General features: G+C 64.2%; 24 protein-coding genes and 1 tRNA gene. 19 read left to right on the forward strand and 6 right to left on the reverse strand.

The window, feature by feature from the left end:
* Nucleotides 1-64: 64 nt before the first annotated feature.
* Entirely contained in the window at nt 65-1,264 is a 1,200-nt protein-coding gene (gene glgA, locus AB0323_RS02410) for a glycogen synthase (RefSeq protein WP_366175964.1), read from the forward strand.
* Nucleotides 1,265-1,443: 179 nt separating this feature from the next.
* Here the strand turns inward: glgA and AB0323_RS02415 are convergent, their stop codons facing one another.
* Nucleotides 1,444-3,552 (reverse strand): acyl-CoA dehydrogenase, encoded by a 2,109-nt coding sequence (locus AB0323_RS02415; protein WP_366175965.1) that lies wholly within the window; start codon nt 3,550-3,552, stop codon nt 1,444-1,446.
* A 34-nt stretch (nt 3,553-3,586) separates the two neighbouring features.
* Nucleotides 3,587-4,309 carry a TetR/AcrR family transcriptional regulator gene (locus AB0323_RS02420; protein WP_364534814.1) on the reverse strand — a complete coding sequence of 241 codons (723 nt, stop codon included), beginning with the start codon at nt 4,307-4,309 and terminating at the stop codon, nt 3,587-3,589.
* A gap of 68 nt (nt 4,310-4,377) precedes the next feature.
* Between AB0323_RS02420 and AB0323_RS02425 the strand changes: the two genes are divergently transcribed.
* The 3 genes from AB0323_RS02425 to AB0323_RS02435 are packed head-to-tail and all read left to right on the forward strand — an operon-like array spanning nt 4,378 to nt 8,014.
* A complete protein-coding gene (locus AB0323_RS02425) occupies nt 4,378-5,748 on the forward strand; it encodes an acetyl-CoA C-acetyltransferase (protein WP_366175966.1) in 1,371 nt (456 codons plus the stop codon).
* A gap of 5 nt (nt 5,749-5,753) precedes the next feature.
* Complete coding sequence (locus tag AB0323_RS02430) at nt 5,754-7,106, forward strand: 3-oxoacyl-ACP reductase (protein WP_366175967.1); 1,353 nt, start codon at nt 5,754-5,756, stop codon at nt 7,104-7,106.
* Nucleotides 7,103-8,014: a MaoC/PaaZ C-terminal domain-containing protein gene (locus AB0323_RS02435; RefSeq protein ID WP_366175968.1), complete on the forward strand. Its 912-nt coding sequence runs from the start codon at nt 7,103-7,105 to the stop codon at nt 8,012-8,014. The genes AB0323_RS02430 and AB0323_RS02435 overlap by 4 nt, the downstream gene beginning before the upstream one ends.
* 128 nt (nt 8,015-8,142) lie before the next feature.
* On the opposite strand, the gene AB0323_RS02440 is transcribed toward AB0323_RS02435, so the two are convergent.
* Nucleotides 8,143-8,225 (reverse strand) — tRNA-Leu (locus AB0323_RS02440).
* 275 nt (nt 8,226-8,500) lie between these two features.
* Here AB0323_RS02440 and AB0323_RS02445 point away from each other — a divergent pair.
* Together AB0323_RS02445 and AB0323_RS02450 are read left to right on the forward strand one after the other, a co-directional pair.
* Complete coding sequence (locus tag AB0323_RS02445; RefSeq protein ID WP_366175969.1) at nt 8,501-9,805, forward strand: M20/M25/M40 family metallo-hydrolase; 1,305 nt, start codon at nt 8,501-8,503, stop codon at nt 9,803-9,805.
* A 10-nt stretch (nt 9,806-9,815) separates the two neighbouring features.
* Entirely contained in the window at nt 9,816-10,976 is a 1,161-nt protein-coding gene (locus tag AB0323_RS02450; RefSeq protein WP_366175970.1) for an acyl-CoA dehydrogenase family protein, read from the forward strand.
* Between the two features lie 42 nt (nt 10,977-11,018).
* Here the strand turns inward: AB0323_RS02450 and AB0323_RS02455 are convergent, their stop codons facing one another.
* Nucleotides 11,019-11,252 carry a DUF5703 family protein gene (locus tag AB0323_RS02455; protein ID WP_059389241.1) on the reverse strand — a complete coding sequence of 78 codons (234 nt, stop codon included), beginning with the start codon at nt 11,250-11,252 and terminating at the stop codon, nt 11,019-11,021.
* Nucleotides 11,253-11,291: 39 nt separating this feature from the next.
* Here AB0323_RS02455 and AB0323_RS02460 point away from each other — a divergent pair, with 39 nt between their 5' ends.
* Complete coding sequence (locus AB0323_RS02460; RefSeq protein WP_284982173.1) at nt 11,292-11,564, forward strand: hypothetical protein; 273 nt, start codon at nt 11,292-11,294, stop codon at nt 11,562-11,564.
* Nucleotides 11,565-11,612: 48 nt separating this feature from the next.
* Here the strand turns inward: AB0323_RS02460 and AB0323_RS02465 are convergent, their stop codons facing one another.
* Entirely contained in the window at nt 11,613-12,545 is a 933-nt protein-coding gene (locus AB0323_RS02465) for an aldo/keto reductase (RefSeq protein WP_366175971.1), read from the reverse strand.
* 52 nt (nt 12,546-12,597) lie between these two features.
* Here AB0323_RS02465 and AB0323_RS02470 point away from each other — a divergent pair, with 52 nt between their 5' ends.
* Both AB0323_RS02470 and mshC read left to right on the forward strand, forming a co-directional pair.
* Nucleotides 12,598-13,431: an undecaprenyl-diphosphate phosphatase gene (locus tag AB0323_RS02470; RefSeq protein WP_364534540.1), complete on the forward strand. Its 834-nt coding sequence runs from the start codon at nt 12,598-12,600 to the stop codon at nt 13,429-13,431.
* Between the two features lie 16 nt (nt 13,432-13,447).
* Nucleotides 13,448-14,731, forward strand: a complete 1,284-nt coding sequence (gene mshC / locus AB0323_RS02475) for a cysteine--1-D-myo-inosityl 2-amino-2-deoxy-alpha-D-glucopyranoside ligase (protein WP_366175972.1) — start codon at nt 13,448-13,450, stop codon at nt 14,729-14,731.
* A 106-nt stretch (nt 14,732-14,837) separates the two neighbouring features.
* Here mshC and AB0323_RS02480 read toward each other — a convergent pair whose 3' ends face one another.
* Nucleotides 14,838-15,743 (reverse strand): PAC2 family protein, encoded by a 906-nt coding sequence (locus AB0323_RS02480; protein ID WP_366175973.1) that lies wholly within the window; start codon nt 15,741-15,743, stop codon nt 14,838-14,840.
* A gap of 119 nt (nt 15,744-15,862) precedes the next feature.
* Here AB0323_RS02480 and AB0323_RS02485 point away from each other — a divergent pair, with 119 nt between their 5' ends.
* The 10 genes from AB0323_RS02485 (at nt 15,863) to AB0323_RS02530 (ending at nt 26,860) form a co-directional block, all read left to right on the forward strand.
* On the forward strand, nt 15,863-16,606 hold the full coding sequence (locus AB0323_RS02485) for an HAD family phosphatase (protein ID WP_366175974.1): 744 nt from the start codon (nt 15,863-15,865) through the stop codon (nt 16,604-16,606).
* Nucleotides 16,607-17,776 (forward strand): site-2 protease family protein, encoded by a 1,170-nt coding sequence (locus AB0323_RS02490; protein ID WP_366175975.1) that lies wholly within the window; start codon nt 16,607-16,609, stop codon nt 17,774-17,776. It begins immediately after the preceding gene.
* A 118-nt stretch (nt 17,777-17,894) separates the two neighbouring features.
* Complete coding sequence (locus AB0323_RS02495) at nt 17,895-18,944, forward strand: tRNA (adenine-N1)-methyltransferase (protein ID WP_366175976.1); 1,050 nt, start codon at nt 17,895-17,897, stop codon at nt 18,942-18,944.
* 101 nt (nt 18,945-19,045) lie between these two features.
* A complete protein-coding gene (arc, locus tag AB0323_RS02500; RefSeq protein WP_364534557.1) occupies nt 19,046-20,860 on the forward strand; it encodes a proteasome ATPase in 1,815 nt (604 codons plus the stop codon).
* Between the two features lie 50 nt (nt 20,861-20,910).
* Nucleotides 20,911-22,527 carry a depupylase/deamidase Dop gene (dop, locus tag AB0323_RS02505; RefSeq protein ID WP_366176071.1) on the forward strand — a complete coding sequence of 539 codons (1,617 nt, stop codon included), beginning with the start codon at nt 20,911-20,913 and terminating at the stop codon, nt 22,525-22,527.
* 122 nt (nt 22,528-22,649) lie between these two features.
* Nucleotides 22,650-22,853 carry a ubiquitin-like protein Pup gene (locus AB0323_RS02510; RefSeq protein ID WP_234749319.1) on the forward strand — a complete coding sequence of 68 codons (204 nt, stop codon included), beginning with the start codon at nt 22,650-22,652 and terminating at the stop codon, nt 22,851-22,853.
* 78 nt (nt 22,854-22,931) lie between these two features.
* Nucleotides 22,932-23,741, forward strand: a complete 810-nt coding sequence (prcB, locus tag AB0323_RS02515; RefSeq protein WP_366175977.1) for a proteasome subunit beta — start codon at nt 22,932-22,934, stop codon at nt 23,739-23,741.
* Nucleotide 23,742: 1 nt separating this feature from the next.
* Nucleotides 23,743-24,450 (forward strand): proteasome subunit alpha, encoded by a 708-nt coding sequence (gene prcA / locus AB0323_RS02520; protein WP_366175978.1) that lies wholly within the window; start codon nt 23,743-23,745, stop codon nt 24,448-24,450.
* A 1-nt stretch (nt 24,451) separates the two neighbouring features.
* A complete protein-coding gene (gene pafA, locus AB0323_RS02525; protein WP_366175979.1) occupies nt 24,452-25,816 on the forward strand; it encodes a Pup--protein ligase in 1,365 nt (454 codons plus the stop codon).
* Nucleotides 25,817-25,915: 99 nt separating this feature from the next.
* Nucleotides 25,916-26,860 carry an FKBP-type peptidyl-prolyl cis-trans isomerase gene (locus AB0323_RS02530; protein WP_366175980.1) on the forward strand — a complete coding sequence of 315 codons (945 nt, stop codon included), beginning with the start codon at nt 25,916-25,918 and terminating at the stop codon, nt 26,858-26,860.
* The last annotated feature ends 35 nt before the right edge of the window (nt 26,861-26,895 follow it).

A 26,895-nucleotide genomic window follows, 5' to 3' on the forward strand; every position in this document is an offset into this window, starting at 1 on the left:
AAGCCCGGGTTGCCGGACCCTTTCACACTAGAACACATACTCCGGAAGGACTACGTTAGGTAGCGTGCGCGTAGACATTGTGACTAAAGAGTTTCCACCCGAAATCTATGGCGGGGCCGGTGTGCATGTTGCCGAGCTCAGCCGCGTCTTGGCGAAGCACGTGGATCTGCAGGTGCGGGCCTTTGGCGCGCCCCGTGATGCGGACTTCCATGGGGCGACCGTGACGTCGTATTCCACACCGGATGATCTGGGGGCCGCCAATGCCGCCGTCCAGACCCTCGGGGTGGATTTGCGCATCGTGCCGGACATCGCCGGAGCGGACCTGGTCCATTCCCATACCTGGTACGCCAACATGGCAGGCCACCTGGCGTCGCTGTTGCATGGGATACCCCATGTGCTCAGTGCCCACAGCCTGGAACCGTTGCGGCCTTGGAAAGCGGAGCAGCTGGGCGGTGGTTATGCGTTGTCCTCATGGGTTGAAAAGACCGCCTATGAGGCCGCAGCGGCCATCATCGCCGTCTCGGACGGCATGCGGAAGGACATCCTGCGCAGCTATCCGAACGTGGATCCGGCCAAGGTCCGGGTGGTCCACAACGGCATCGACGTCGACATGTGGCAGCCGGACGAAGGCGAAGACGCAATTCGCGCCCTCGGCATCGACCCCGCCAAGCCCAGTGTGGTCTTCGTCGGGCGGAACACCCGCCAGAAGGGTGTCCCGTACCTCCTGAAGGCTGCGGCCAGCCTGCCGGAAGATGTGCAGCTCGTGCTGTGCCTGGGGGCGGCTGACACCCCGGAACTGGCGGCGGAAACGGCCCGGCTCATCGAGGACCTGCAGAGCAAACGCGAAGGTGTCCTGGTCATCGAACGCATGCTTCCGAGGCATGAGCTCATCCAGGTCCTCAGCCATGCCACGGCCTTCGCCTGCCCGTCCATCTACGAGCCCCTCGGCATCGTCAACCTCGAGGCCATGGCGTGTGGCGCAGCCGTGGTGGCAAGCGCCACTGGCGGCATCCCCGAAGTGGTTCAGCACGGTGAAACAGGACTGCTGGTGGAACTGGAGCAGGTCACGGACGGCACCGGCACACCGCTGGATCCCGAAAAGTTCGTCGCCGATTTCGCCGCCGCCCTCAACGAGGTTGTGTCCGATCCTGCGCGGGCCAAGGTCATGGGTGCCGCAGGGCGCGTCCGGGCGGAGGAGCACTTTTCCTGGGAGTCGATCACCGAAACGACCCTCGAGGTCTATCGCTCGGTCCTCGCCTCCTGACCCACCAACCAACGGGCCCAACTGACTCGCAGTAAGTGTCGTTTTGAGGGCTCATAACGACAACAACTGCGAGTGAGTTGGGAAAGAACGACGACGGCGCCGCACCCCTCAGGAGGAGTGCGGCGTCGTCGTCGTTAAAAGGATTCGGCAATTGTTCACCGGCCTGTCACGGCAGGGTGCTAGCTGGATTTCCTCCCCTTCAAGGCGAGGAGGCTCTTCTCCTCCGCGGGGGCAGCGCCGCTTGCCCGTTGCGCCCGGAGATGGGCGCGGGCTTCGTCCTGGCGTTCCCTTTCGGCGCCTGAGGCGATGGACGCCCGCAAGTGCTCCGGACCGTAGCCGAAGGAATCGACCAGGTCCAGGGCATGGGGACGGATCTTGACGAGCAGCCTGTTGATGTAGGCCCCCACGGTGCGTCCGCGCTGCATGGAGAGGCGGCCGTTCATGAGGTACCAGGACAAGTGCTTTTCGATGAGGGAAAGGCCGAACAGGTCGCGAAGCCATGTCAGGACGCGCAGGGTGCCCGGGTCGCCGACCTTGCCGAGGGCCTCGGTGAACGCTTCCCATTGCAGGAGTTCGGCGTGCGCCTGGGCGGCTTCAATCAAATCGTCCTGATGCTGGTTGAACAATGCCGCCGCCTGGTGCTGGGGAAGCTTGTTTGCACCCTTGAGCGCAGAGCCCACCTCAGCCACCATGGACTGCACCCGGTCCGTCAGGAGCGTGCGTTGGCCCGCTTCGTCCCGCAGGGCCAAGGCAGCTTTCTGCACTGATCCCGTGTCTGCTACGAACTGCGCCACTTGCCGCAGGCCTGTGCGGTTGATGGCGACGTCCGCAGCCTGGGCCGCAACGAAGCGAGCTAGGACGCCAAAGTCGACGTTCCGGAACTCCTTGGCGTAGTCGGCCAGGAGGCGCTTGGCGACGAGCTGGAGCAGCACGGTGTTGTCACCCTCGAAGGTGGCATAGACGTCCAGGTCCGCGCGGAGCGAGGCGAATCGGTTTTCGATGAGGAATCCAGCGCCGCCGCAGGCTTCGCGGCACTCTTGCAGCGTGTCGAGGGCGTGCCAGGTGCTCATGGGCTTGAGGGCCGCGGCGAGGGTCTCAAGGTCCTGGCGGTCGGCGTCGGTGTCGTGACGGCCGGAAAAGACGTCGTCGAACTTTTCAAGCAGCTGCTCGTGTGCGAAGCTCGCCGCAAAGGTGGTGGCAAGCCGGGTGAACAAGCGGCGCTGGTGCCGTTGGTAATCCAGCAGGACTTCCTCGTCCGTGGGGGACGAGGCGTTGAACTGGCGCCGTTCGGCAGCGTAGCGGATGGCGGCTGTCAAGGCCACCTTGCTTGCGGCGACTGCGGCGCCGTCGAGGGAGACGCGGCCCTGCACCAAAGTGCCGAGCATCGTGAAGAAGCGCCGTCCCGGGCTGGCGATCGGCGAGGTGTACTCGCCTTCGGGGGAGACGTTGCCGTAGCGGTTGAGCAGGTTGGTGCGCGGGACACGGACATCGGTGAAGTGCAGGCGGCCGTTGTCGATGCCGTTGAGCCCGCCCTTGATACCGTCGTCTTCGCCGCCGATTCCGGGCAGGAATTCTTTGGTGTCCGGGTCCCTCAACTCGACATAGAAGGCGTGGACGCCGTGGTTCACGTTGCGGGTCACCAGTTGGGCGAACACGACGGCGGCCAGGCCGTCCTCGGCTGCGTTGCCGATGTAGTCCTTCCACGCGGCACGGAACGGAGTGTTGATGACGAACTCCTGGGCGGCCTCGTCGTACGTGGCCGTCGTGGCGATGCTCGCGACATCGGAGCCGTGTCCGGTTTCGGTCATGGCAAAGCAGCCGGGGATTTCCAGGCTCATGATTCCGGGCAGCCATTTGTTCCGGTGCTCCTCTGTGCCCAGGTGCATCACCGCTGAACCGAAGAGACCCCACTGGACGCCGGCCTTGATCTGCAGTGATGGATCGGCAGTGACGAGTTCCTCGAAGCCGGCGATGTTGCCGCCGTGGTCATCCGAGCCGCCCAAGCCGGCGGGGAAAGCCCGGTGCACGGCGTTGTTGTCCACGAGGTACTTCAGCTGCCCGAAAACACGTTTGCGGTGCTCGGTATGCGTCAAGCCTTCGATCTTGTGTACCTCGGGGCGGCCTGCGAGGTCGCGTGCCGTGTGCCGGATGTGGGCCCACTTGCCGAGCAGCAGTTCGCCAAGAGCCGCCACATCCACAGTAGGGGCGGGTGCGGCAGGCTGTGTGGTTGCAGCCGTTCCCGCGGCCGGCCGGTTGCTGGAGGAGGTGCGGTCCACTACTTCAGTCATGGTCATTCCTTCTTTGGTTCCGAACAACGTGGAGTCATTGCTGATATTCAGGGGAGTTGATCTTGAGTTCCGGGGCGATACCCACGCACAGCCAATCGGTGATTTGGGCCGCCATGGTTTCCTGGTCGGGCTTGGCGGGGGAGGCGGGACTGCCGAGCCACCTCTCGCCGGCGTTGCGGACCAGCCCGATGGCCGCGGTGGGCCAGTAGTCGATCAGTGCTTCCTTTTCCGCCCCCAGGTGTTCCCGCATGGGCCGGGCGATCATGGCACTGATCGACTCGAAGAAATGGCCAAGGGCTCCCGAGGCGGCGATGGCGTCTTGCGCTGAGGGTTCCCCTTGCGAGAGCCGCGTGATGAACGCGTAGACGGCGGGGCTGGACTCCGCCATCTGAAGGTACGCGGAGACCATTGCGAACAAGCCTTCGCGCGGGGTCTGCGCGCTTTCTGCCGCTTCCTTCATCCGCCGTTGCATTTGGCCCAGCACGACTTCTCCCATTGCCTGCTGCAAGCCGGCTTTATCCCCGAAATAGCGGTAGTACACAGACTTGGAAGTACTGGCCGCGGTGGCGATGTCCTCCATGGAGGCTTCGCTGCCCAGCGCATGGACCGCCTTGCGGGCGGCCTTGATGAGATCGCGCCGGCGTTCTTCGCGGTGCACCTGCCAGCGGGCGGCACGGCCGTCGACGGCGGGAGCCTCACCGTCCGCAGGCGGCGTGGTCCCGGCGTCGTGTTCGGCAGGAAGTCCTGGGCTGGGGATGTTCACGATACTCAGCGTATCAGGTACGCTGGGTATCAGTAACCCGATGTGATCATAAGGAGAAACGCATGCCTGCAGCAGCACATTCCGCGAGCGCACCAAACGAATCCCCCGCAACCCAGGGCACGCTCCGCATGGCCGTGGTGGTTGGCGGGAACAGGATCCCCTTCGCCAGGACCGGCGGCGCCTACGCCAAATCGTCGAACCAGGACATGTTGACGGCGGCACTGGACGGGCTGATCGCGCGCTTCGGCCTTCAAGAGGAACGGATCGGCGAGGTCGCCGCAGGAGCTGTCCTGAAGCACTCCCGCGACTTCAACCTGACGCGCGAAGCGGTGCTTGGCTCGGCCCTTTCCGCCGAGACGCCTGCCTACGATCTCCAGCAGGCGTGCGCCACTGGCCTTGAGACCGTCCTGGGCCTCGCCAACAAGATCAAGCTGGGCCAAATCGACTCGGCCATTGCCGGCGGCGTCGACTCGGCGTCGGATGCCCCTATTGCAGTGAGCGAGGGCCTCCGCGAAATCCTTCTTGACCTCAACCGGGCCAAGTCCCTGCCCGAGCGGCTCAAGATCCTCTCCCGGCTGCGTCCCAAGGACCTCGCCCCGGATGCTCCGAACACCGGGGAACCGCGCACCGGACTTTCGATGGGAGAGCACCAGGCACTGACCACGGCGCAGTGGAAGATCAGCCGCGAGGCGCAGGACGAGATTGCGTTCAATAGCCACCAGAACCTCGCCGCGGCCTACGAACGTGGCTTCTTCGATGACCTCGTGACTCCGTACCGTGGGCTGAGCCGTGATTCGAACCTCCGGCCCGATACGTCCATGGAGAAGCTGGCCACCCTCAAGCCCGTCTTCGGAAAGGGCCTTGGCGCTGAGGCGACCATGACGGCCGGCAACTCCACGCCGCTCACGGACGGCGCTTCCACGGTTCTCCTCGGCAGCGAGGAATGGGCGGACGCCCGGGGCCTGCCCAAGCTGGCCGTCGTCGTCGACGGCGAGGCGGCCGCCGTCGACTTCGTCCATGGCAAGGACGGCCTCCTCATGGCTCCGGCATTTGCGGTACCGCGGCTCCTCGCGCGCAACGGCCTGTCCTTTGAAGACATCGACTTCTTCGAAATCCACGAAGCGTTTGCGGGCACCGTCCTGAGTACGCTCGCTGCGTGGGAAGACGAGGAGTTCGGCCGTACCCGGCTGGGACTCGATGGTGCCTACGGCAAGCTGGACCGCGCCAAGCTCAACGTCAACGGCTCGTCCCTCGCCGCGGGACATCCGTTTGCCGCCACCGGCGGACGGATCGTCGCCTCGCTGGCGAAGATGCTCCACGACAACGGCCCGGTGGACGGCCGTCCCGCGCGCGGGCTCATCTCCGTCTGCGCAGCCGGGGGGCAGGGCGTCGTCGCGATCCTTGAGGCCTATTCCGCCCCGGAAGGGCGGTAGCCGGCATGACGGACAAATACACACAGTTTGTCAGCCACGGGATCGGCAAGGACCTGGCCAAAAAGCTCGGCCTGCCCCAACCTGCCGTGCTCCGGAGGTACAAAGCGGGAGAACCGCTGGTTCCGGGTCCGGTCCTTGTGCTCGGGAGCGGCAACGGCCGAACCGCCGGCTCCGACGAGCTGGCTGCCGCCCTCGCGGGCTGGGGCCTCGACGTCCGGCGTTCCGCGTTGCCCAAGGAAAAGCTGGGGGCGATCGTCCTGGTGCTTGACGCCGTCGAACACCCGGAAGACCTTGCCGGGCCTGTTCTCACTGCGGCCCCGTCGCTCCGCGATCTGGCCCCCGGTGCACGGGTCGTCACGATCTCCCGCACTTCCGCCTCTGCAGCCAACCCGGCTGTTGCCGCCGCTCGTCAAGGCATCGACGGCCTGCTGCGTTCGCTGGCCAAGGAACTCCGGGCAGGTGCCACGGCCAACGGCGTTCTCCTCGGGGACGGTGCCGGCACCACGAGCCCCGGCACACTGGGTGCGCTGCGCTTTTTCCTCTCCGGCCGTTCCGCGTTCGTGGACGGGCAGTTCCTGACTGTCACCTCGGGCGCCGGCCAGCTCCCCGCCGACGCCGACAAGCCCTTGGCAGGGAAGGTCGCCGTCGTCACGGGAGCAGCCCGTGGAATCGGCGCGGCGATCGCGCGGACCCTGCACCGGGACGGCGCCCGGCTGGTGGTGGTGGATATTCCCGCCGCGGGGGACCACCTCGCCGCCGTCGCCAACGAGGTGCATGGCACTGCCCTCCAATTGGACATCACGGCCGAAGACGCCGGGAAACGGATCATCGATCACGCCGTGGAACGTCATGGCGGCCTCGACATCGTCATCCACAATGCCGGCATTACCCGGGACAAGCTGTTGGCCAACATGGATGAGGGCCGCTGGAAATCCGTCATCGGCGTGAACATCGCCTCGCAGTTGAGAATCAACGAGGCACTCCTTGGCTCGGACCAGCTCCACAGGACCCCGCGGATCGTGTCGGTGGCCTCCACGAGCGGTATCGCCGGCAACCGCGGGCAGACCAACTACGCTGCTTCAAAGGGGGGAGTGATCGGCATGGTCAGGGCCACGGCGCCCTTGCTGGCAGAACGCGGCGGCTCCATCAACGCCGTCGCGCCCGGTTTCATCGAGACCGACATGACAGCACGGATCCCCTTCGCCACCCGCGAAGTGGCCCGCAGGCTGAATTCCCTGCAGCAGGGCGGCGTGCCCGGGGATGTGGCGGAGGCAATTGCGTTCCTGGCATCGGATGCGGCCGCTGGAATCACGGGAGAAGTGCTCAGGGTCTGCGGACAGAACCTGGTGGGTGCATGACCACCGAACAACCGCTCATCCTGGGGGAGCTGCCGTCCCTCTCGAAGCTGTACGTGAATGCGGCGGCGACGGCGGCACGGCGGAGGGTACTCGGGTTCCAGGCTGCCTCTGCGTTGCCCCGCGGGAGCCATGAGGTCCGGGGAGTCCGGGCCGACGTCGCCAACCTCACGGCGTACCAGCACCTGATCGGCGAGACTGCGAGTGACGCACTGCCGGCCGGCTTCATCCATGCCCTCGCGTTCCCGGTTGCCATGAGCGTGCTGAACCGGGATGACTTCCCGCTTCCGCTGTTGGGAATGATCCATTTGAAGAATCATGTGGAGCAATTTCGGGCAGTTCAGTTCAGTGAGCCGCTCGACGTCAGGTCCTGGGCCGAAGACATGCGCGGCCACAGGGCGGGAACCCAGCTGGACGTCGTCGCCGAAGTCCGGTCGAGCGAGGACGGGTCCCTGCTCTGGCGGGGCGTGTCGACGTATTTGGCCAAGGGGGTCTTCCTCCCGGGAGTCGATAAGGCCGCCGCAGCCGCGGCTCCGGCTGACTTCACGGCGCCCGCACCAACGGCCGTGTGGCAGCTCGGCGTGGATACCGGCCGCCAGTACGCGGCCGTATCCGGCGACTTCAATCCGATCCACTTGAGCCTTCTCTCGGCCAAGGCGCTGGGCCTGCCGCGGTCAATCGCGCACGGCATGTACCTTGCATCCCGGGCCTTGGCCGACGTGGGCTCCGTGAAGTCGGAAGCGTTCCGATGGGACGTGATTTTCGAGGCACCGGTGTTCCTCCCGGCGCGGGTTGCCCTGGAGATCGGCACCGTCCACTCGGCGTCGGGGCCGTGGGAGCGATCGGACTACGTGGCCTGGAACTCACGGAGCGGCAGGAAGCACTTCAGCGGATCGGTGACGGCGCTGTAGGGCGTAGTGGGTGAATTGCCAGTAATGCAATTTAATAAATGTGATGAACGCCGCAAATTGCCCGCAAAGGCAAATTCAACTTAAACAAACAAGGCCTGGAATTATCATAATTCCAGGCCTTGCAATTGTGCGCGGAGGGGGACTTGAACCCCCACCCCCTTTCGAGGACTAGCACCTCAAGCTAGCGCGTCTGCCATTCCGCCACCCGCGCAGGTGGTGTTCGGAGCCTTCGTTCTGCGCCTCCCGGCGCTTCTCTTTCCTCCGAAGCAGCGAGAAAAACTCTAACACGGATTCGGGGAAATAAAAAAACCGGAGCCGGAGAGGGGCCCGCCAACCGCAATTGGACCCTGCCATTCCGCGCCAAAACGCGGGAAAGCACGCGGCTAAACGAGGCTGCGGTGGGTAGGCTGAGGGAAGCGCGCGGGAGCGTCCGCACCATGTGCCCGCCCGCGGAGTACGTCCATCCAAGCCAGCAAGGAGAGTTCCATGACTGATATCCGACCCGAGGACGAAGTAGTCCGGATCTGCCAGGAACTCATCCGCATAGACACTTCGAACTTCGGTGACGATTCCGGTCCCGGGGAACGCGCCGCGGCGGAATACACCGCGGCCCTTATCAATGAAGTCGGACTGGACGCTGAAATCTTTGAGTCGGCTCCGGGGCGGGCCAATGTTGTCACCCGCATGGCAGGGGAGGACCCCTCGGCCGGGGCCCTCGTGGTGCACGGCCACCTCGACGTCGTTCCGGCGCTCAAGGACCAGTGGTCCGTGGATCCCTTCAGCGGCGAACTCAAAGATGGACTTATCTGGGGACGCGGCGCCGTGGACATGAAGGACATGGACGCCATGATTCTCTCGGTCATGCGCGACTTCGCCCGCACGGGACGAAAGCCCAAGCGGGACATCATCTTCGCGTTCTTCGCTGACGAGGAAGCCGGAGGCAACCACGGCGCGCGCTACGCCGTCGAGCACCGCAGGGAACTCTTCGACGGCGCTACCGAAGCGATCTCCGAAGTAGGTGGCTTCTCGGCCACCATCGGAGGCCAGCGCACCTACTTGCTCCAGACCGCGGAGAAAGGCCTTTCCTGGCTGCGCCTCGTGGCCCACGGCCGTGCCGGGCACGGTTCGCAAATCAACACGGACAATGCGATCACCCGCCTGGCCGCGGCGGTCACCAGGATCGGCGAGTACCGGTGGCCGATCGAGCTGACCCCCACCACCCGGCAGTTCCTCGACGGTGTCACGGAACTGACCGGCGTCGAGTTCGATCCGGACAACCCCGAGACCCTCCTGAAGGAACTCGGCACCGTAGCGCGCTTCGTGGGGGCCACCCTCCAGAACACTTCGAATCCCACGCTGCTGAGCTCCGGATACAAGCACAACGTCATCCCGGAATCGGCGGAAGCACTCGTGGACTGCCGCACCCTGCCGGGCCAACAGGAGTTGGTCTTCGAAACCGTCAAAAAACTTGCCGGAGACGGAGTGGACGTCAGCTACGTCAATAAGGACGTGTCCTTGGAAGTGCCGTTTGCCGGCAACCTGGTAGACGCCATGATCGACGCCCTGCACACGGAAGACCCCGGCGCCAAAGTGCTGCCGTACACCTTGTCCGGCGGCACCGACAACAAGTCGCTCAGCAAGATCGGCATCACAGGTTACGGGTTCGCCCCGCTGATGCTCCCCGAGGAACTCGACTTCACGGGGATGTTCCACGGGGTTGACGAACGCGTTCCGGCCGATTCGCTCAAGTTCGGATCCAGGGTGCTCAACACCTTGCTCAGCAACTACTAGGGAGAACGCCTTGATCCCTGAGGAGATCCTGCCGGACGAGTTGCTCGAGCGCATGCGGGGCCGCGCCGCGGGCTACGACCAGGACAACTCGTTCTTCCACGAGGACCTTGAGGAGCTCGCCGCGGCGGGTTACCTGAAGATCTTTGTCCCCGGGTCCGACGGCGGACTGGGGCTCGGTCTCGAAGCCGCGGCGGCGCTTCAGCGCCGGCTTGCCACGGCTGCCCCGGCCACCGCGCTGGCCGTCAACATGCACCTTGTCTGGACCGGCGTCGCGCACGTCCTGGCGGCCCGCGGCGACGATTCCCTTGACTTTGTCCTCAAGGAGTCCGGACAGGGCGAGATCTTTGCCTTCGGGATTTCCGAGCCGGGCAATGACTCCATGCTCTTTGATTCAGGGACCACGGCGGAACCGCAGGAGGACGGCGGGTACACCTTCACCGGGCGGAAGATCTTCACGAGCCTGTCGACGGCATGGACCCGCCTGGGCATCTTCGGCAAGGACAGCGGCGCCCGGGAGGGGAGTGGAGAGCTGGTTTTCGGATTCATCCAGCGCGACGCGCCAGGCCACGAGACACTGGGTGACTGGGACACCCTGGGCATGCGGGCCAGCCAATCGAACACCACGCTTTTGCGGGGTGCCACAGTGCCGCCGGAACGGATCTTCCGGAAACTGCCCGTAGGGCCCAACCAGGATCCGTTGATCTTCGCGATCTTCGCGTGCTTCGAAACGCTGCTTGCCGCCGTCTACACGGGCATCGGGGAGCGGGCATTCGCCCTGGCCGTCGAGGCGGCCAAACGCCGTACCTCGGCCAAATACGGCGGCCGGAGCTTTGCGCAAGACCCGGACATCCGCTGGAAGATCGCCGACGCCGCCATGGCAATGGATTCCATCCAGCCCCAGTTGGCGTCAGTTGCCCGTGACGTGGATGGCCTGGTTGATCACGGCGCCCAGTGGTTCCCCAAGTTCGTGGGGCTCAAGGTGCGGGCAACGGAGAACGCCCGGACCATGGTGGATGTGGCAATCCGGGTTTCCGGAGGCTCAAGCTACTTCCGGGGCTCCGAACTCGAACGGCTGTATCGCGACGTGCTGGCCGGGATCTTCCATCCCTCCAATGACGAATCAGCGCACAACACGGTAGCCAACGCGTGGCTTGGCCCGCTCGAAAGCTGACACGCTCGAAAGCTGGAGGGGAACCGGGAAGCGCCGCCGCTGCTATACGGTGCGCTGTACGTTGAGTACCCTGCGGCGCAGCCAGAACCGGCGACCGCCGCCGATATAGAGGATGCTCCGCTCCAGTTCCCACTTGCCATATTCGGAGTGTTCCACGAGCCGGCGCCGCGCCTCGGGCAAGGAATCGTCAGGGCTGACGGTCAGCACGAGATACTCGTACTGCCTCGCGTAGTCCCGCTGACGTTCCACTGAACTGCTCAGAAATTGTTCTCTCATCCCTCTCCATTTTCGTCTTTTTCGGGCTAACGTGAAGTCATGAGCATCGATCCGCGTGTCGCGCTTCAGTCATTGACAGCCGCCTTGGAAGAGCACCTGATTGCCGCTTCTGCCCGCAGGGGCGAAGGAGATCCCGCTGTGGAGGCAGCGTTTTTCGCCGTCGCAGATGCCTTCGAGGTATATGAGGACTCACTATACGAGGCCTACTCGGAAGTCACACCCCTTCAGGTGTTCGACGACGATGAAGAAGATGACGACGAGGACAACAGTGAACTCCTCGACGAAGACGAGCTGGAGATCCTCGACCAGTAGTGCGCGATCAGTAATCCCGCGGCCACCCATGCCGCAGTAACAGCTGAGTCAGATCGTTGAAACGTCTTCCAGCGCCCGCGAAATCTCAGCAGGAAGAGGGGACAGCTGCGCATCCAGCAACTCCTTGAGCTGGACCGCATTGCGTGGGCCCACCACGGCCGTGGATACGCCTGGGCGGGAGAGCACCCAGCTGAGTGAAACGTCGACGGCGGAACGTCCCAATCCGCGCGCGGCCATTGCCGCTGCTTCGACGATCCGCGCCCCCCGCGCGTCGAGGTACTTTTCGACGTAGCCGCTGAGGCGGCCCTCCGCCGCACGGGAATCAGAGGGAATCTGTCCACGGTATTTGCCGCTGAGCACCCCGCGGCCCAGGGGCGCCCACGCCATGAGGCCGAGGCCGGCATCCTCGATCGCGGGCACCAGTTCGTCTTCGGGCCTCCTGTGCAGGAGCGAGTATTCGGATTGGTTTGCCACCACGGTGAATCCCGCGATGGCCGCAGCCTTGGCCGTCTGCCAGCCGTTGTAGTTGGAGATGCCCACGTACCGTGCGCGTCCCGAGCGCAACGCAAGGTCAAGTGCGGAAAGCGTTTCGTCCAGCGGAACGTTGCCGTCCCAGGCATGGGCGAACCAAATGTCCACGTAGTCGGTTCCCAAGCGGGCAAGGCTGGCGTCGAGTGCGGACAGCATGGAACCGCGCGAGGCATCGACACTGCGCCGGCCGTCCGACGTCGAGACCCCCGCTTTCGTGGAGAGGACAACCTCCGAACGCGCCACGACGTCTCCCAGCATGGAGCCCAGGAGAGCCTCGGCTCGTCCGCCTGCGTAGGAGGCGGCGGTATCGATCATGGTGCCGCCCGCTGCGATGAACGTATGGAGCAGCTCCCGTGCATCCTGTTCGTCTGTTTCTTCCGCCCAGGACATGGTGCCCAGGGAAAGGGTGGACACCCGAAACCCACTGTTGCCGACGTAACGCTGCTGCATAGCTGATAGCTTACGGGGAGATCGGGTAGATCATGACGTAGGGTCTATTCACGTGAACTGGATAGAAGCAGCCTTCCTTGGCCTCGTGCAGGGCCTGACAGAATTCCTTCCGATTTCTTCAAGCGCACACCTGCGAATTGTCGGCTCGTTCCTGCCCAATGCGGCGGACCCCGGAGCTGCTTTCACGGCCATTACCCAGCTGGGCACCGAGACGGCCGTGATCGTCTTCTTTTGGCGCGACATCGTCAGGATTGTCCGCGCCTGGTTCGGATCGCTGCGCGGCAAGGTCGCCAGGGACGATCCCGACGCGCGCATGGGTTGGTTGGTCATCCTCGGCAGCCTGCCCATCATCGTCCTCGGCTTGCTCTTTCAAAACCAGATCGAATCCGTCCTGCGCAGCCTGTGGATCGTCGCCACCATGCTCATCGTCTTCGGCATGATCCTCGCGGTGGCCGACGCCGTTGGAAAGCAGAAACGCGAGCTGAGCCAATTGACCTTCAAGCACGGCATCCTTTACGGGCTGGCCCAGGCCATGGCGCTCATCCCGGGCGTTTCGCGCTCCGGCGGGACCATCACCGCCGGCCTCTTGATGGGGTACACGCGCGAAGCTGCCGCACGGTATTCGTTCCTGCTCGCCATACCCGCTGTCTTCGGCAGCGGCCTGTACCAGCTATACAAGGTCGTGTCGAAGGAAGGAATCACAGGACCCTTCGGCCTGCCCGAAACAGCCCTGGCCACGATCATCGCCTTCGTTGTGGGCTTCATCATCATCGGCTGGTTCCTCAAATTCATTTCCACCCACAGCTACCGTGTCTTCGTGTGGTACCGCATTCTCCTTGGACTGGCCCTCTATGTGTTGCTGGGTTTCAATGTCATCAGCGCCTAGCACTATGGTTGAGGCTGTGAAATCGTGGATCTCCCGCCCAGTGCCTGAACTACCCGGCAGCATGCCCCCGTTGAGGCTGTTCGATACCGCCCTGAGGGCGCTCGTGGAGGTCGAGCCGCGCGCGGAGCAATCCATGTACGTCTGCGGCATCACGCCCTACGACGCCACCCACATGGGCCATGCGGCCAGCTACGTCGCTTTCGACCTGCTCAACCGGGCATGGCGGGACAGCGGCCAGCGGGTTGCGTACGTCCAGAACGTTACCGACGTCGACGACCCCCTCCTGGAGCGGGCCACCGCCACCGGCGTGGACTGGCGGGAACTGGCGGCGAGCCAGATTGAGCTTTTCCACACCGACATGGACGCCCTCAACGTGCTGGCTCCGAGTCACTACATCGGAGCCGTCGAGGCGATTCCGATGATTGTCCCGGCTATCGAGAAATTGATCGCTGACAAGCTCGCCTACCGCGTGCACGGCACCGGCGGCGAGCCCGACGGAGACGTATATTACGACGTCGAGGCGGCCGGCAAGGCTTCGGATAGCCCGGATGCGTGGACACTCGGTGACATCTCGGGGCTCGGCGAAGTGGAAATGTTGGAGCTTTTCGCCGAACGCGGTGGCGATCCCGGCCGTTCCGGCAAACGGAATCCCCTTGATCCCCTGCTATGGAGAGTAGCCCGGGACGGCGAGCCGAGCTGGCCCGGCGCAAGCCTCGGTGACGGACGTCCCGGCTGGCACATTGAATGTACGGTCATCGCCCAGAAATACCTGCCGGCTCCGTTCACTGTGCAGGGCGGCGGATCGGACCTCGTCTTCCCGCACCACGAGATGGGCGCCGGACACGCCTATTCGCTTAGCGGCATTCCCTTGGCACGCCACTACGCCCACGCCGGAATGGTGGGCCTGGACGGCGAAAAGATGAGCAAGTCCAAAGGAAACCTCGTGCTTGTGTCGAAGCTGCGTGCCGCGGGCGAAGAGCCTGCCGCAATCCGCCTTGCGATCCTGGCCAACCACTACCGGGCGGATTGGTCCTGGACCGATGAAGGCTTCGCCCAGGCCAAGGAGCGCCTCAACACGTGGCGCGCCGCGCGGGACATTGCTCCCGAGGGAACCGCGGCGGAACTGCTGACGCGGATGCGTGCCGAGCTGGCCAACGACCTCAACGCTCCCGGCGCGGTCGCCGCCGTCGATGCCTGGGCTGCAGCGGCTCTCAGCAACGCGTCCGACGCCGATCCCAGTGCGCTGGATTCCGCCCTGGTGAGCGACGCGATCAACGGATTGCTCGGCGTCGAACTCTGATATTTAAACAACGCGGGGTCACTTACGGCCCATAATGTCCCTTTGGATGGGCCGTAAGTGACCCCGCGTTGGCTTAGATGCGCATCGCGCCCCCGGAGACAGCCCGTCAGGGCTTGTCTTTGCCCCTGCGCTTGAGGTAACGCTCGAATTCGCGCGCGATGGATTCGCCACTGGCCTCCGGCAGGTCAGCCGTGTCCTTCGCCTCCTCGAGCTGCCGCACGTAGGCGGCGATTTCGGGATCTTCGGTGGCCAGTTCGTCCACACCGCGCTCCCAAGCCTCCGATTCCTCGTTGAGGGCGTGGGTGTCCAGCGGCACTTGGAGGAGGTCCTCGATCCTGTTCAAGATGGCCAGTTGCGCCTTGGGGGAGGGGGGCTGCGCGACATAGTGCGGTACGGCCGCCCACAGCGACACCGTAGGCAAGCCCGCGAGCAGCGCGAATTCCGCCAGTACCCCCACAATGCCTACCGGGCCCTCGTACTGCGAAGCCTCCAGGTTCAAGCGCTGCCGCAATCCACTGTCGTCCGAGGTGGTGCTGACGGGGATCGGACGGCTGTGCGGGACATCGGCCAGAAGCGCTCCGATCAGGACCACGTAGTCGACCTTGAGCGCTTCGGCGTGGACCAGGAGCTCGGCCGTGTAGGCACGCCAGCGGTAGGAAGGCTCGGTGCCGAGCACGAACACCACATCGACGTTGCTGTCGGGGACGCTGGCCTTGTACAGGCGCGTGGAAGGCCATTTCACCTTGCGCGTTCCGGCTGCCGTGCGTCGTACCGTCGGCCTGGTGAACTGGAAGTCGTAATAGTCGTCGGCATCAACGGATGCCACTTTCTTTCCTTGCCACAACTTGTTCAAGTAGTGAAGGGAATCGCTGGCCGCCTCGCCGGCGTCGTTCCAACCCTCAAAAGCCGCCAGCATCACGGTGATGCGCTGGCCTTCGGCTACAGGCTGGAGAAGGCGCTCAGGCTCCGGTGTTGTGGCCTGTCCGTCAGGGGCTCCGTCCAAACTGTTCATTCACTCACCCTACGTCCAACACCGCCACCGATGCATGGCGTGAGCGGACCGGCGTGGCCAGACTTCGCCCCGGGCGTAGAGCGGCAATTGCCCTGTCTCCTTCCACGTAGACTTTAGGCATGCTTGCTTCAGCCGCCCAGCCCTTTGTAAAAGCCGAGCTCAAAGCCGCGCTATGGGACATGGATGGCACCCTGGTGGACACCGAGCCGTACTGGATTGCAGCAGAGCGCGCCCTGGTTGAGTCCCACGGTGGCGCCTGGAGCCATGAACAAGCCATGCAGCTCGTCGGGCAGTCGCTGATGCACTCGGCCGGCATTCTCCAAAGGGCTGGAGTGAACCTGGAAAAGCGCGAGATCGTTGACTCCTTGAGCGCCCAGGTCATCGACCGTCTCCGCGTCCAAGTGCCGTGGCGGCCCGGAGCCAGGGAATTGCTTGACGAGCTGTACCAATCAGGCGTCCGTTGTGCCCTCGTGACGATGTCCGAAGGCCCGATGGCGCGCGAAGTCGTGGCCAACCTCCCCAAGCCCTACTTCGAGTTCCTCATCACGGGGGACACCGTCAGCCAAGGAAAGCCCCACCCGGAGGCTTACCTCGCCGCCGTCGAGCGGCTCCGGGACAGCGACCCCGCGCTGACCGTGGATCACTGCGTCGCACTCGAGGATTCCGTCCCGGGAGTTGCGTCCGCGATCGCCTCCGGCGTGGTCACGGTCGGAATTCCGCACCAGATGCCACTGCCCCAGGACCCCCGCCGGGCAACCTGGGACACCCTCGCGGGCCGGAAGGTCGCCGACCTTGAAGCGCTTGTTGCGGAGCGGGCATCCGCAAAGGTGCCGGCCGGGGCTTTCCTTGGACAGGCAAACTAAGTGAGCACTCCCGGTAACCGTGGCCATAGCACCCGTAGCGCTAAAAAGGACGGGATTCCGCTCGGCCGCATCGCGGGAATCCCCGTGTACCTTGCCTACTCCTGGTTCATCATCGCGGCGTTCACCGTCATCGTCTATGGACCAGCGCTGCTCATCCGGAACCACTCCTTGGGAATCGGCGCCTACTTCGTTGCCTTTGCCTATGCGGTGCTCCTCGCGCTGTCCGTGCTCGTCCACGAACTCGCCCATGCCTTGAGCGCCAAGGCTTTCAAGTGGCCCACGGAGAAGATCGTTTTGAATCTTTGGGGCGGGCACACGCAGTTCGAGAGCTTCATCGCGTCCCCCGGCCGCTCGGTCGTTGTCGCTTTGGCAGGACCCGCGGCCAACTTTGTCCTCGCGGGCGGTGCCTGGCTGTTGCTTCAGGCCGGTGTCGTCACCGGGGTTGGGGACACCCTGACGAATATCCTCATGTGGGCCAATCTGCTGATCGGCATCTTCAACGTTCTCCCCGGACTGCCCCTCGACGGGGGACGCTTGGTGGAGTCCGCGGTATGGAAAGTGACGGGAAGCCAGGAAAAGGGCACGGTGGCGGCTGGCTGGGCCGGACGGATTATTGTCATCGTCCTGGTTGTTTGGTTCGTCGTGCTGCCTTTGCTGAGCGGCAACACGCCCGATCTCAGCCTGATGCTCATCACCTTCCTCGTCTGCAGCTTCCTTTGGATGGGCGCTTCGGGTGCGATCAAGCAGGCGACGCTCCGCGGCCGGCTCCACTTGGTGAGCGCCTCCGCCCTGGCGGAACCCGCCGTCGGCATTCCGAACTCGGCCACTGTCGCGGATGTCCTGCGCGTGGCACCCTACGGCGCTCCCGCCGTCGTGATTTGCGGACCGGATGGCCGGCCGCAGGGCCTCGTCGATCCGGCTGCCGCGGCAGCCGTGCCGGCCTCCGAGGTATTCACCACCGTCGTGACGGCGGTTTCGACCCCGCTCGCCGACGGCGCCTACGTGCCTTGGACTTCCAGCGGCCAGGAACTGATCCAGTACTTGGCGCAGCTCAGCGGCGGGGAATACGCCGTAGTGGATGAGGCAGGCACAGTCATGGGCTTGCTGCGGCAGCAGGCCGTAGTGACAGCCATTACAGGTAAAGTAGCCCGACGGAGCGGACGCCCGTAGGACCTTCCCGGTAGAGTTACCTGCCGGCCGAAAAATAACCCGGCTGGCAGAGCGCAGCACTAAGCAGTAACTGTGGCAACGAATGACGGCCCAGCCGTACAGGAGCGAGGAAACACCCATGAGCAGCGAAACCGCCGCCAACTACACGGCCACCGGCGCCAATACCGCGATTCAGCCGACTGGTGCGGCACGGCGCCGAGGGCCGTTCCGTGTGGGCGAACGGGTTCAACTCACGGACGAACGCGGCCGGATGAACACCATCACCCTGGAGGAAGGCGGCGCCTTCCACACGCACCGCGGCTTCCTGAACCACGACGAAATCATCGGCCAGGTTGACGGCTCCGTGGTGGCCAACAACATCGGCCAGCAGTACCAGACCCTCCGTCCGCTGCTCTCGGACTTCGTGTTGTCCATGCCCCGCGGCGCCGCGGTGGTGTACCCCAAGGATGCCGGCCAGATCGTCACCATGGCCGACATCTTCCCGGGTGCGCGGGTTGTGGAAGCGGGCGTTGGCTCCGGCGCTCTTTCGATCTCCCTGCTTCGTGCCGTGGGAGACAACGGTTACCTGCACTCTTTCGAGCGTCGCGAAGAATTCGCCGACATCGCCCGCGGCAACGTGGAAACCATTTTCGGCGGTCCGCACCCGGCCTGGAAGATCTCGCTGGGCGACTTCCAGGAGGAAGTTGTCCGCAGCGAGGAGCCCGGCTCCGTGGACCGCGTGGTGCTGGACATGCTCGCTCCTTGGGAATGCCTCGATGCCGTAGCGACGGTCCTGGCCCCCGGCGGCGTGTGGATCAACTATGTGGCCACCGTGACCCAGCTCTCCCGTACCGCAGAGGCCATCCGCGCCGACGGCCGTTTCACGGAACCGGACGCGTGGGAGTCCTTGGTCCGCGGCTGGCACCTTGAAGGCCTCGCTGTCCGTCCCGACCACCGCATGGTGGCCCACACCGGCTTCCTTTTGGTGACCCGCCGCCTCGCCGACGGCGTGACCGGGATCTCGGTCAAGCGGCGACCGTCGAAGACCGAGTTCAGCGAGGAAGACCTGAATGCCTGGACGCCGGGAGCCGTAGGAGAGCGTGCGGTTTCGGACAAGAAACTGCGGCGGGCGGCACGGGATGCGATTGCCGGCACCAACGTCAAGGATGACCCCTCACCGGCTCCCTAGGGAAAGATCACAAACTGGTCCGCATTCCGGATGTCACAGGTTTCCCGACGCTTTTGAGGGCTAAGGTCTATTTATAGAAAGCGGGAAGGAGCTGATGCTTCGTGGATACGTCGAACAATGACTTCGGGCGAACAACGCCGGAGGAGCCATCGAACAAGGCTGTGACTGGGGGGAAAGCGGGACACGGGGGTGGGGCAATCCAACCGGTGGACGAGTCGGGGGAACTCACTGTCGCGGAACGCCAGATAAACATCCTTCGAGACAAGCTGCGCCACATCGACCGTCAGCTTGCCGCAGCCACCCAGAACAACACCAAGCTCGTGACCATGCTGGAGACGGCGAAGGCCGAAATCCTGCGGCTCAAGGGCGCCCTCGAGCAGGACGGCCAACCGCCGTACAGCTTCGGGACCATCTTGCAGATCAACCCTAGGCGCCAGCCAACGGCAGGCAGCACGGGCCAGGCGGCCACCGAGGAGTCGGTCGACATTTTCAATGCCGGCCGCAAGATGCGCGTGGGCGTCAGCCCCCTCGTGAACATCAACCAGCTGGCCGTCGGGCAGGAAGTCCTCCTCAACGAGGCCCTGCTCGTGGTCACCGGCCTGGGCTATGAACGGGCGGGAGAACTCGTCACGCTCAAGGAAATGCTCGGCACCGACCGCGCCCTGGTAGTGGGCAGGGCCGATGAAGAGCGGGTCGTCAGGCTTTCAGGCGCCTTGCAGAAGGTGCACCTGCGCGTCGGGGATGCCTTGTCGCTGGATTCCCGCACGGGCTACGCGCTGGAGAAGGTGCCCCGGGCAGAGGTCGAGAACCTTGTCCTTGAGGAAGTCCCCGATATTACCTACGAGGACATCGGTGGCCTGGGCCCGCAAATCGAACAGATCCGCGACGCCGTGGAACTACCGTTCCTGCACCCGGACCTGTACCGCGAACACGGGCTCAAAGCACCCAAGGGCATCCTGCTTTACGGCCCTCCGGGTTGCGGCAAGACGCTGATCGCGAAGGCCGTTGCCAACTCCCTTGCCGCACGCGCCTCCGAACGGGCCGGCAACGTGGACCTGAAGAGCTACTTCCTGAACATCAAGGGACCTGAACTCCTTGACAAGTACGTCGGCGAAACAGAGCGGCACATCCGCCTGATTTTTGCCCGTGCCCGGGAGAAAGCATCAGATGGCAGCCCCGTGGTGGTGTTCTTCGACGAAATGGACTCATTGTTCCGCACCCGCGGCACCGGGGTATCCTCCGACGTCGAAACAACCATCGTCCCGCAGCTCCTGAGCGAGATCGACGGCGTCGAACGGCTGGACAACGTCATCGTGATCGGCGCCTCGAACCGCGAGGACATGATCGATCCGGCTATTCTCCGTCCCGGCCGGCTTGACGTGAAGGTCAAGATCCAGCGGCCCGACGCCGAAGCGGCCGCCGACATTTTCGCCAAGTACATCACCACCGACCTTCCTTTCCACGCAACGGATCTGGCGGAGCACGGCGGCGACGTCCAGGCCACAGTCGACGCCATCATCCAGCGCACTGTTGAAGCCATGTACTCGACGGAGAAATCCAACGAGTACCTCGAAGTGACCTACGCCAACGGCGATACCGAGATGCTCTACTTCAAGGACTTCAATTCCGGCGCGGTTGTCCAAAACGTCGTGGATCGGGCGAAGAAGTACGCCATCAAGGACCTCCTGCTGACCCAGCAGAAAGGCCTGCGGATCGACCACTTCCTGCGCGCCGTCGTCGACGAATTCCGCGAACACGAGGACATGCCCAACACCACCAACCCGGATGACTGGGCACGTATCTCAGGCAAGAAGGGCGAACGAATCACCTACATCCGCACAATCGTCCAGGGCAAGGCCGGCCAGGAGCCCGGGAAGTCGATCGAAACGACTCCAAACACCGGCCAGTACCTGTGACGGCCCGGCCGGAAGGCCTTCCCTCGGACAAGCTTCCCGTGGGCGGGGCCATGCGGGTCATGGGTTCGGAAACTGAATACGGTATCCACGCGCCTTCTGCGCCAGGTGCGAACGCCACGATGATGTCCGCGCGGATCATCCAGGCCTACGCCACCCTGACGCGACAGCGGGCGGCGGGGGGCGCTGAAACCCGCTGGGACTACACGGACGAAGAACCCCTGCATGACGCACGCGGTTGGACGGTTGAGCGCAGCGCGGCCGATCCCAGCCAGCTGACCGACAGGCCTCCGGTGCTCGACGCCGAGGCCGTCGCGTTGGCGTACGGCCGGCAGGAGTTGGAAGCCGACGGCGGCGACGAGTCAGGATCGTTGCTGATGAACATGGTCCTCGGCAACGGGGCCCGTCTGTACGTGGACCATGCCCATCCGGAATATTCAAGTCCCGAGGTCACGAATCCCCGTGACATCGTGGCGTGGGACGCGGCCGGCGACCTCGTCGCCCTGGCGACGGTTCGGAAGGTGGCCGCCGATCCTGATCTGCCGGCGATCAATCTGTACAAGAACAACACCGACAACAAGTCTGTTTCCTACGGCTCCCACGAGAACTACCTCATGCCGCGCTCGGTGCCTTTCGGAGACATCGTCCGCGGCCTGACCCCGTTTTTTGTCACACGCCAGGTGATCTGCGGTGCGGGACGCCTCGGCAAGGGCCAGGACGGTTCAACTCCCGGATTCCAGATCAGCCAGCGTGCGGATTTCTTCGAAGCCGAGGTAGGGCTGGAAACCACCATCCGGCGTCCGATCATCAATACCCGGGATGAACCGCATGCCACAGCGGACAAGTACCGGCGCCTGCATGTGATCATCGGGGACGCCAACCTGAGCCAGGTGTCGAACTACTTGAAGTTCGGCACCACGGCATTGGTCTTGAGCCTTATCGAGGCCGGCCAGGCTCCGAAGATCGAAGTGCATGAGCCTGTGGCGGGCCTGCAGGCCATCAGCCACGACACGTCCCTGACTGCAACCGTCAGGCTTCTCGACGGACGGCGCGTAACAGCGCTTGATATCCAGTGGATGTACTACGAGGCAGCGGCCAAACTTGCCCAGGAAACAGGGGTTTCCGATGCCTTCAGCGGAGACGGGCACACCCGTGACGTCCTCGAACGGTGGGAGTCGACGCTCGGGCTCCTCGGCAGCAACCCCGCGGGCGCCGCGTCTTCCGTCGAATGGCTGGCCAAAATGTCCCTGCTGGATGGCTACCGGAACCGTGACGGCCTTGAATGGAACGACGCCCGGCTCGGCCTCGTCGATTTGCAATGGTCCGACGTGAGGCCGGAAAAGGGTCTGTACTACCGCATGCTTTCCCGGGACCGCATGCAGAGGATCGTCGACGACGCCACGATCAACCGTGCTGTCGTCGAACCGCCGTCGGACACCCGCGCATATTTCCGGGGGAAGTGTGTTTCCACCTTCGGCAAGGACGTGGTCGGCGCCAGCTGGGATTCGGTCATCTTCGACGTTCCCGGCATCGGGAAACTGCAGCGTGTGCCCACCCGGGAACCGCTCCGCGGCACGGAAGCACTCACCGGACAGCTGTTTCGGAAACACGCCACAGCGGGCGCATTCCTCCGTGAATTGCTCGGCCTGGACCCGGCTCCGCCCGCCTGAACAGCCAGTCGGCCAACGGCGACCAAACGGGCCCTTAAAACCCCAGCGTCACGGCCCGCCCCGTGGCAGTATGGCATTACAGGAAGTCCCCGTTACCGGGGATGGACAGAATGGAGAAAGAAATGGCAGCGCAGGAGCAGCAGCAACCGCAGTCGCGGGACGTCGAGGCAGAGGCCGACGCCCCCGAGGCGCCGCCCGCAGCGCCGGAGGCACAGGCCTCGGTCGCCACGCAGGGCGTAGACGATCTCCTCGACGAAATCGACGGTGTTCTTGAATCGAACGCCGAAGAGTTCGTCAGGGCATTTGTGCAAAAGGGCGGCCAGTAGCCAGCCGCCAGCCAAGCCAAGGGCCCGGTCGGCGCGAGGCCGCCGGGCATCGGATGTCAGAGTCGAAGGAGCGCAGCAATGCAGGATCCATCAGCCGGCCACCTGGCCACTCAAGCAACGTCTTCGTTCATAGAGCATCTGCAACGCTCCAGGCCTGAACTCCTTCCCTACAATCAAAGCCTGCCCGCGGGACAGATTCCGCCGGTGCCGCATGCCACGACAATCGTCGCCCTGAGTTACCCCGGCGGCGTCCTGATGGCGGGGGACCGGCGCGCCACCATGGGCAACGTGATCGCCAGCAGGCACATCGAGAAGGTCTTCCCGGCCGACGAATACTCCGTCCTGGGAATTGCCGGGACGGCCGGCCTGGCCATCGACATCATCCGGTTGTTCCAGGTGGAACTGGAACACTATGAAAAGATCGAAGGCACGCTGCTGAGCCTGGACGGCAAAGCCAACAGGCTTGGAGCCATGATCCGGGGAAACCTGCCGATGGCCATGCAGGGTCTCGCGGTGGTCCCGCTCTTCGCGGGCTTCGACCAGGCAGCCGGCGTTGGACGGCTTTTCTCCTACGATGTCACGGGGGGACGGTACGAGGAGTTGGAGCACCATTCGGTCGGCTCCGGTTCCGTCTTCGCACGTGGCGCCCTGAAGAAGCTGTGGCGGCCGAACCTCACCGAAGACGAGGCTGTCGCCGTCGCGGTTGAAGCCCTCTATGACGCCGCCGACGACGACTCCGCCACGGGCGGTCCGGACCCGGTCCGGCAACTCTGGCCGGTGATTTATACCGTCAACCGCGCCGGTGCCCGCCGGGTGCCGGAACGGGAATTGGCGGCGATCGCCGGATCCATTGTCGAAGCACGCACAGTTGCCGGACGGGAGGCCTGAGATGACCCAGCAGTTTTATGTTTCGCCCGAGCAACTGATGAAGGACCGCGCGGATTTCGCGCGGAAGGGTATCGCCCGCGGCCGTTCCGTCGTCGTGATCAGTTGCGCCGACGGGATCGCGCTCGTGGCGGAAAACCCGTCGCCGTCGCTCCACAAGATCGGTGAGATCTACGACAAGATCGCGTTCGCCGCCGTGGGCAAGTACAACGAGTTTGAGAGTCTTCGGCAAGCCGGTGTCCGCTACGCCGACGTCCGCGGCTATTCATACGATCGCGAAGACGTCACGGCCCGCGGGCTGGCGAGCGTCTACGCACAGAGCCTTGGCGCAGTCTTCACCGCGGAGCAAAAGCCGTTCGAAGTCGAGCTTGCCGTGGCCGAGGTCGGTCACACCCAGGCCGAGGACCATCTTTACCGCCTGACTTTCGACGGGTCGATTGCCGACGAGAACGGTTTTGTAGTGATGGGCGGCTTGGCCGAGCAAGTAGCCGAGAGCGTGGCCCGCGGATGGAAGGCCGATCTCAATCTGGCCGGCGCGCTGCGACTGGCCGTCAAGGCGCTGGCCACGGACAAGGAAATGGACGCCCTGCCCGGCACCGCAGTCGAGGCCGCCGTGTTGGACCGAAGCCCGGAAAGCGGGCGCGGATCCCGGCGGGCCTTCCGGCGGCTCAGGGCAGAAGAAATCACGCAGCTGCTGGCAGGGGAGGCCTGAGATGGACAAAAGGATATTCGGGATCGAAACGGAGTTCGGTATTTCGTACTCGAGCCCCGACTCGCGGCCATTGGCTCCCGAGGAAGTCGCCAGGTACCTCTTCCGCAAAGTCGTGAGCTGGGGACGTTCCTCCAACGTGTTCCTTACGAATGGCTCGCGCCTGTACCTGGATGTCGGCTCGCACCCGGAGTACGCCACGGCGGAATGCGACGACCTCGCGCAGCTGATAGCCCACGACCGGGCAGGGGAGCTGATTCTCGATGACCTCGTCGACGAAGCGCAGGCACGGCTCGCGGCGGAGGGATTCAACGGAACGGTCTACCTCTTCAAGAACAACACCGATTCCGCCGGCAATTCCTACGGCAGCCACGAAAACTACCTGATTCCCCGGCGGGGTGAGTTCTCCCGGCTCGCCGAAATCCTCATCCCCTTCCTCGTCACACGGCAACTGATCGCCGGTGCGGGCAAGGTCCTGAAGACACCCCATGGGGCCACGTTCGCATTCTCCCAACGTGCCGACCACATTTGGGAAGGCGTCTCCTCTGCGACCACGAGATCCCGCCCCATCATCAATACCCGTGATGAGCCGCACGCCGATGCCGAGTTCTTCCGCCGTCTGCACGTGATCGTCGGAGATTCCAACATGTCCGAGACCACCGCGCTGTTGAAGGTGGGAACGGTGGATCTGCTCCTGCGCATGATTGAGGCCGGAGTGATCATGCGGGACATGCGCATGGAGAACCCCATCCGGAGCATCCGTGAAATCTCCCACGATCTCAGCGGCAAGGCCTTGGTGCGCCTGGCCAACGGCAGGCAATTGACGGCCCTGGACATCCAGCGCGAGTACCTTGCAAAGGTCAGTGCCTTTGTGGCATCGAACGGAGCCCACAATCCGCACGTACCGCTCATCCTGGATCTTTGGGAACGGACGCTGGATGCGATCGATAGCGGCGACACCAGCGGAATCGACACCGAAGTGGACTGGGCCATCAAGAAGAAGCTGATGGATGGGTACATGCGTCGCCATGGAATCGGCCTCGACTCCCCGCGGATCGCGCAATTGGACCTGACCTATCACGACATCTCGCGCAAGCGCGGCCTTTTCTTCCTGATCCAGTCCCGCGGCGCGGCGCGCCGCCTGGTTGCCGACACGGATATCAAGGATGCGGTGGATGCGCCGCCGCAGACCACCCGGGCAAAACTCCGCGGCGACTTCGTCCGGCGCGCGCAGGAACTCGGCCGTGACTACACCGTGGACTGGGTCCACCTGAAGCTGAACGACCGCGCTCACCAGACGATTTTGTGCAAGGATCCCTTCCGCAGCGTCGACGAAAGAGTAGATGCCCTCCTGGACTCGATGAGCTGACTCCCAGCTTCACCAGCTACTCTGGAGGTTGGCCTTTAGCAGGCCGCTACGCGCGTGGCCCGGCCATGCCCTCCTTTTGGCCCGACGAAAGTTCAATTTGTGCGACGTCTACTAGCAATCCTCATCCCCGGCCTCTTGCTGATCACCGCCTGCGGCGGAAGCCCGGCACCAACAGCGACCCCGGAGCCCACCAGTCAATCCGCCGGCGAAGTCGCCAAGCTGGATTCCCTCAAGGTCTCCGACAATGGAGACAAGAAGGCACCCGGCCTGGAATTCAACAAGCCGCTGGACGTAACGCAGCCGACCATCAAAATGGTCAGCGACGGCACCGGCGACAAGGTGAAGGCCGGACAGGTGGCGCAGATCACCTACATCGCCGTCGACGGCAAGGACGGCAAGACCCTCGAAGACACATTCCCGACAGGGTCCCAGCCCGTCGAGCTGAGCGACCAGCTCAAGACCGGCAGCGCTGTGCTCTACAACGCGCTCGTCGGTGCGAAGGTGGGCGCTGACATCGCTTTCGCCGTCCCCGGAACTGCGGCGTCGGCTGAAGCAGCGGCAACGTCATCCCAGCTGGTGGTCTTCAAGATCACCGGCGTCAAGGACGCAGTCAAGCCCCTGGCCAAGCCCGAGGGCGACACCGTCACTCCGCCCGCCGGCCTCCCCACGGTCAAGGTCGATGACAAGGGAATTCCGCAGATCTCCGTTGACGGCGCGAAGGCCCCGCAGGCCCTCGTCTCCCAGGACCTCATCAAGGGCAAGGGCGCAGTCGTCAAGGAAACGGACACCCTGACGGTCAACTATGTCGGCGTCACCTTGGCTGATGGCAAGAAGTTCGACTCCAGTTACGACAAGGGCCAGACCGCCAGCTTCGCGCTCAACGGCGTGATCAAGGGCTGGACGCAAGGCCTCACCGGCAAAACGGTCGGCTCGCGTGTCCTCCTGGTTATCCCCAAGAGCCTCGCATATGGCGACGCCGCCGCAGCCCAGGGCCAGCCGGCAGGCGACCTCGTCTTCGTCGTGGACATCCTGGGCGCCCAGTAGCCTTCCGTAAACTTCCATAACACCATCCCCTATCA

Source organism: Arthrobacter sp. NPDC080031 (assembly GCF_040702485.1).
GTDB lineage: Bacteria > Actinomycetota > Actinomycetes > Actinomycetales > Micrococcaceae > Arthrobacter.

Excerpts from the sequence above, each read along its gene's own strand:
- AB0323_RS02415 (WP_366175965.1), bottom strand. The coding sequence starts at position 3,552 with ATGACTGAAGTAGTGGACCGCACCTCCTCCAGCAACCGGCCGGCCGCG.
- AB0323_RS02425 (WP_366175966.1), top strand. The coding sequence starts at position 4,378 with ATGCCTGCAGCAGCACATTCCGCGAGCGCACCAAACGAATCCCCCGCA.
- AB0323_RS02430 (WP_366175967.1), top strand. The coding sequence starts at position 5,754 with ATGACGGACAAATACACACAGTTTGTCAGCCACGGGATCGGCAAGGAC.
- AB0323_RS02435 (WP_366175968.1), top strand. The coding sequence starts at position 7,103 with ATGACCACCGAACAACCGCTCATCCTGGGGGAGCTGCCGTCCCTCTCG.
- AB0323_RS02445 (WP_366175969.1), top strand. The coding sequence starts at position 8,501 with ATGACTGATATCCGACCCGAGGACGAAGTAGTCCGGATCTGCCAGGAA.
- AB0323_RS02455 (WP_059389241.1), bottom strand. The coding sequence starts at position 11,252 with ATGAGAGAACAATTTCTGAGCAGTTCAGTGGAACGTCAGCGGGACTAC.
- AB0323_RS02460 (WP_284982173.1), top strand. The coding sequence starts at position 11,292 with ATGAGCATCGATCCGCGTGTCGCGCTTCAGTCATTGACAGCCGCCTTG.
- AB0323_RS02465 (WP_366175971.1), bottom strand. The coding sequence starts at position 12,545 with ATGCAGCAGCGTTACGTCGGCAACAGTGGGTTTCGGGTGTCCACCCTT.
- AB0323_RS02480 (WP_366175973.1), bottom strand. The coding sequence starts at position 15,743 with ATGAACAGTTTGGACGGAGCCCCTGACGGACAGGCCACAACACCGGAG.
- AB0323_RS02485 (WP_366175974.1), top strand. The coding sequence starts at position 15,863 with ATGCTTGCTTCAGCCGCCCAGCCCTTTGTAAAAGCCGAGCTCAAAGCC.
- AB0323_RS02495 (WP_366175976.1), top strand. The coding sequence starts at position 17,895 with ATGAGCAGCGAAACCGCCGCCAACTACACGGCCACCGGCGCCAATACC.
- dop (WP_366176071.1), top strand. The coding sequence starts at position 20,911 with ATGCGGGTCATGGGTTCGGAAACTGAATACGGTATCCACGCGCCTTCT.
- AB0323_RS02510 (WP_234749319.1), top strand. The coding sequence starts at position 22,650 with ATGGCAGCGCAGGAGCAGCAGCAACCGCAGTCGCGGGACGTCGAGGCA.
- prcB (WP_366175977.1), top strand. The coding sequence starts at position 22,932 with ATGCAGGATCCATCAGCCGGCCACCTGGCCACTCAAGCAACGTCTTCG.
- prcA (WP_366175978.1), top strand. The coding sequence starts at position 23,743 with ATGACCCAGCAGTTTTATGTTTCGCCCGAGCAACTGATGAAGGACCGC.
- pafA (WP_366175979.1), top strand. The coding sequence starts at position 24,452 with ATGGACAAAAGGATATTCGGGATCGAAACGGAGTTCGGTATTTCGTAC.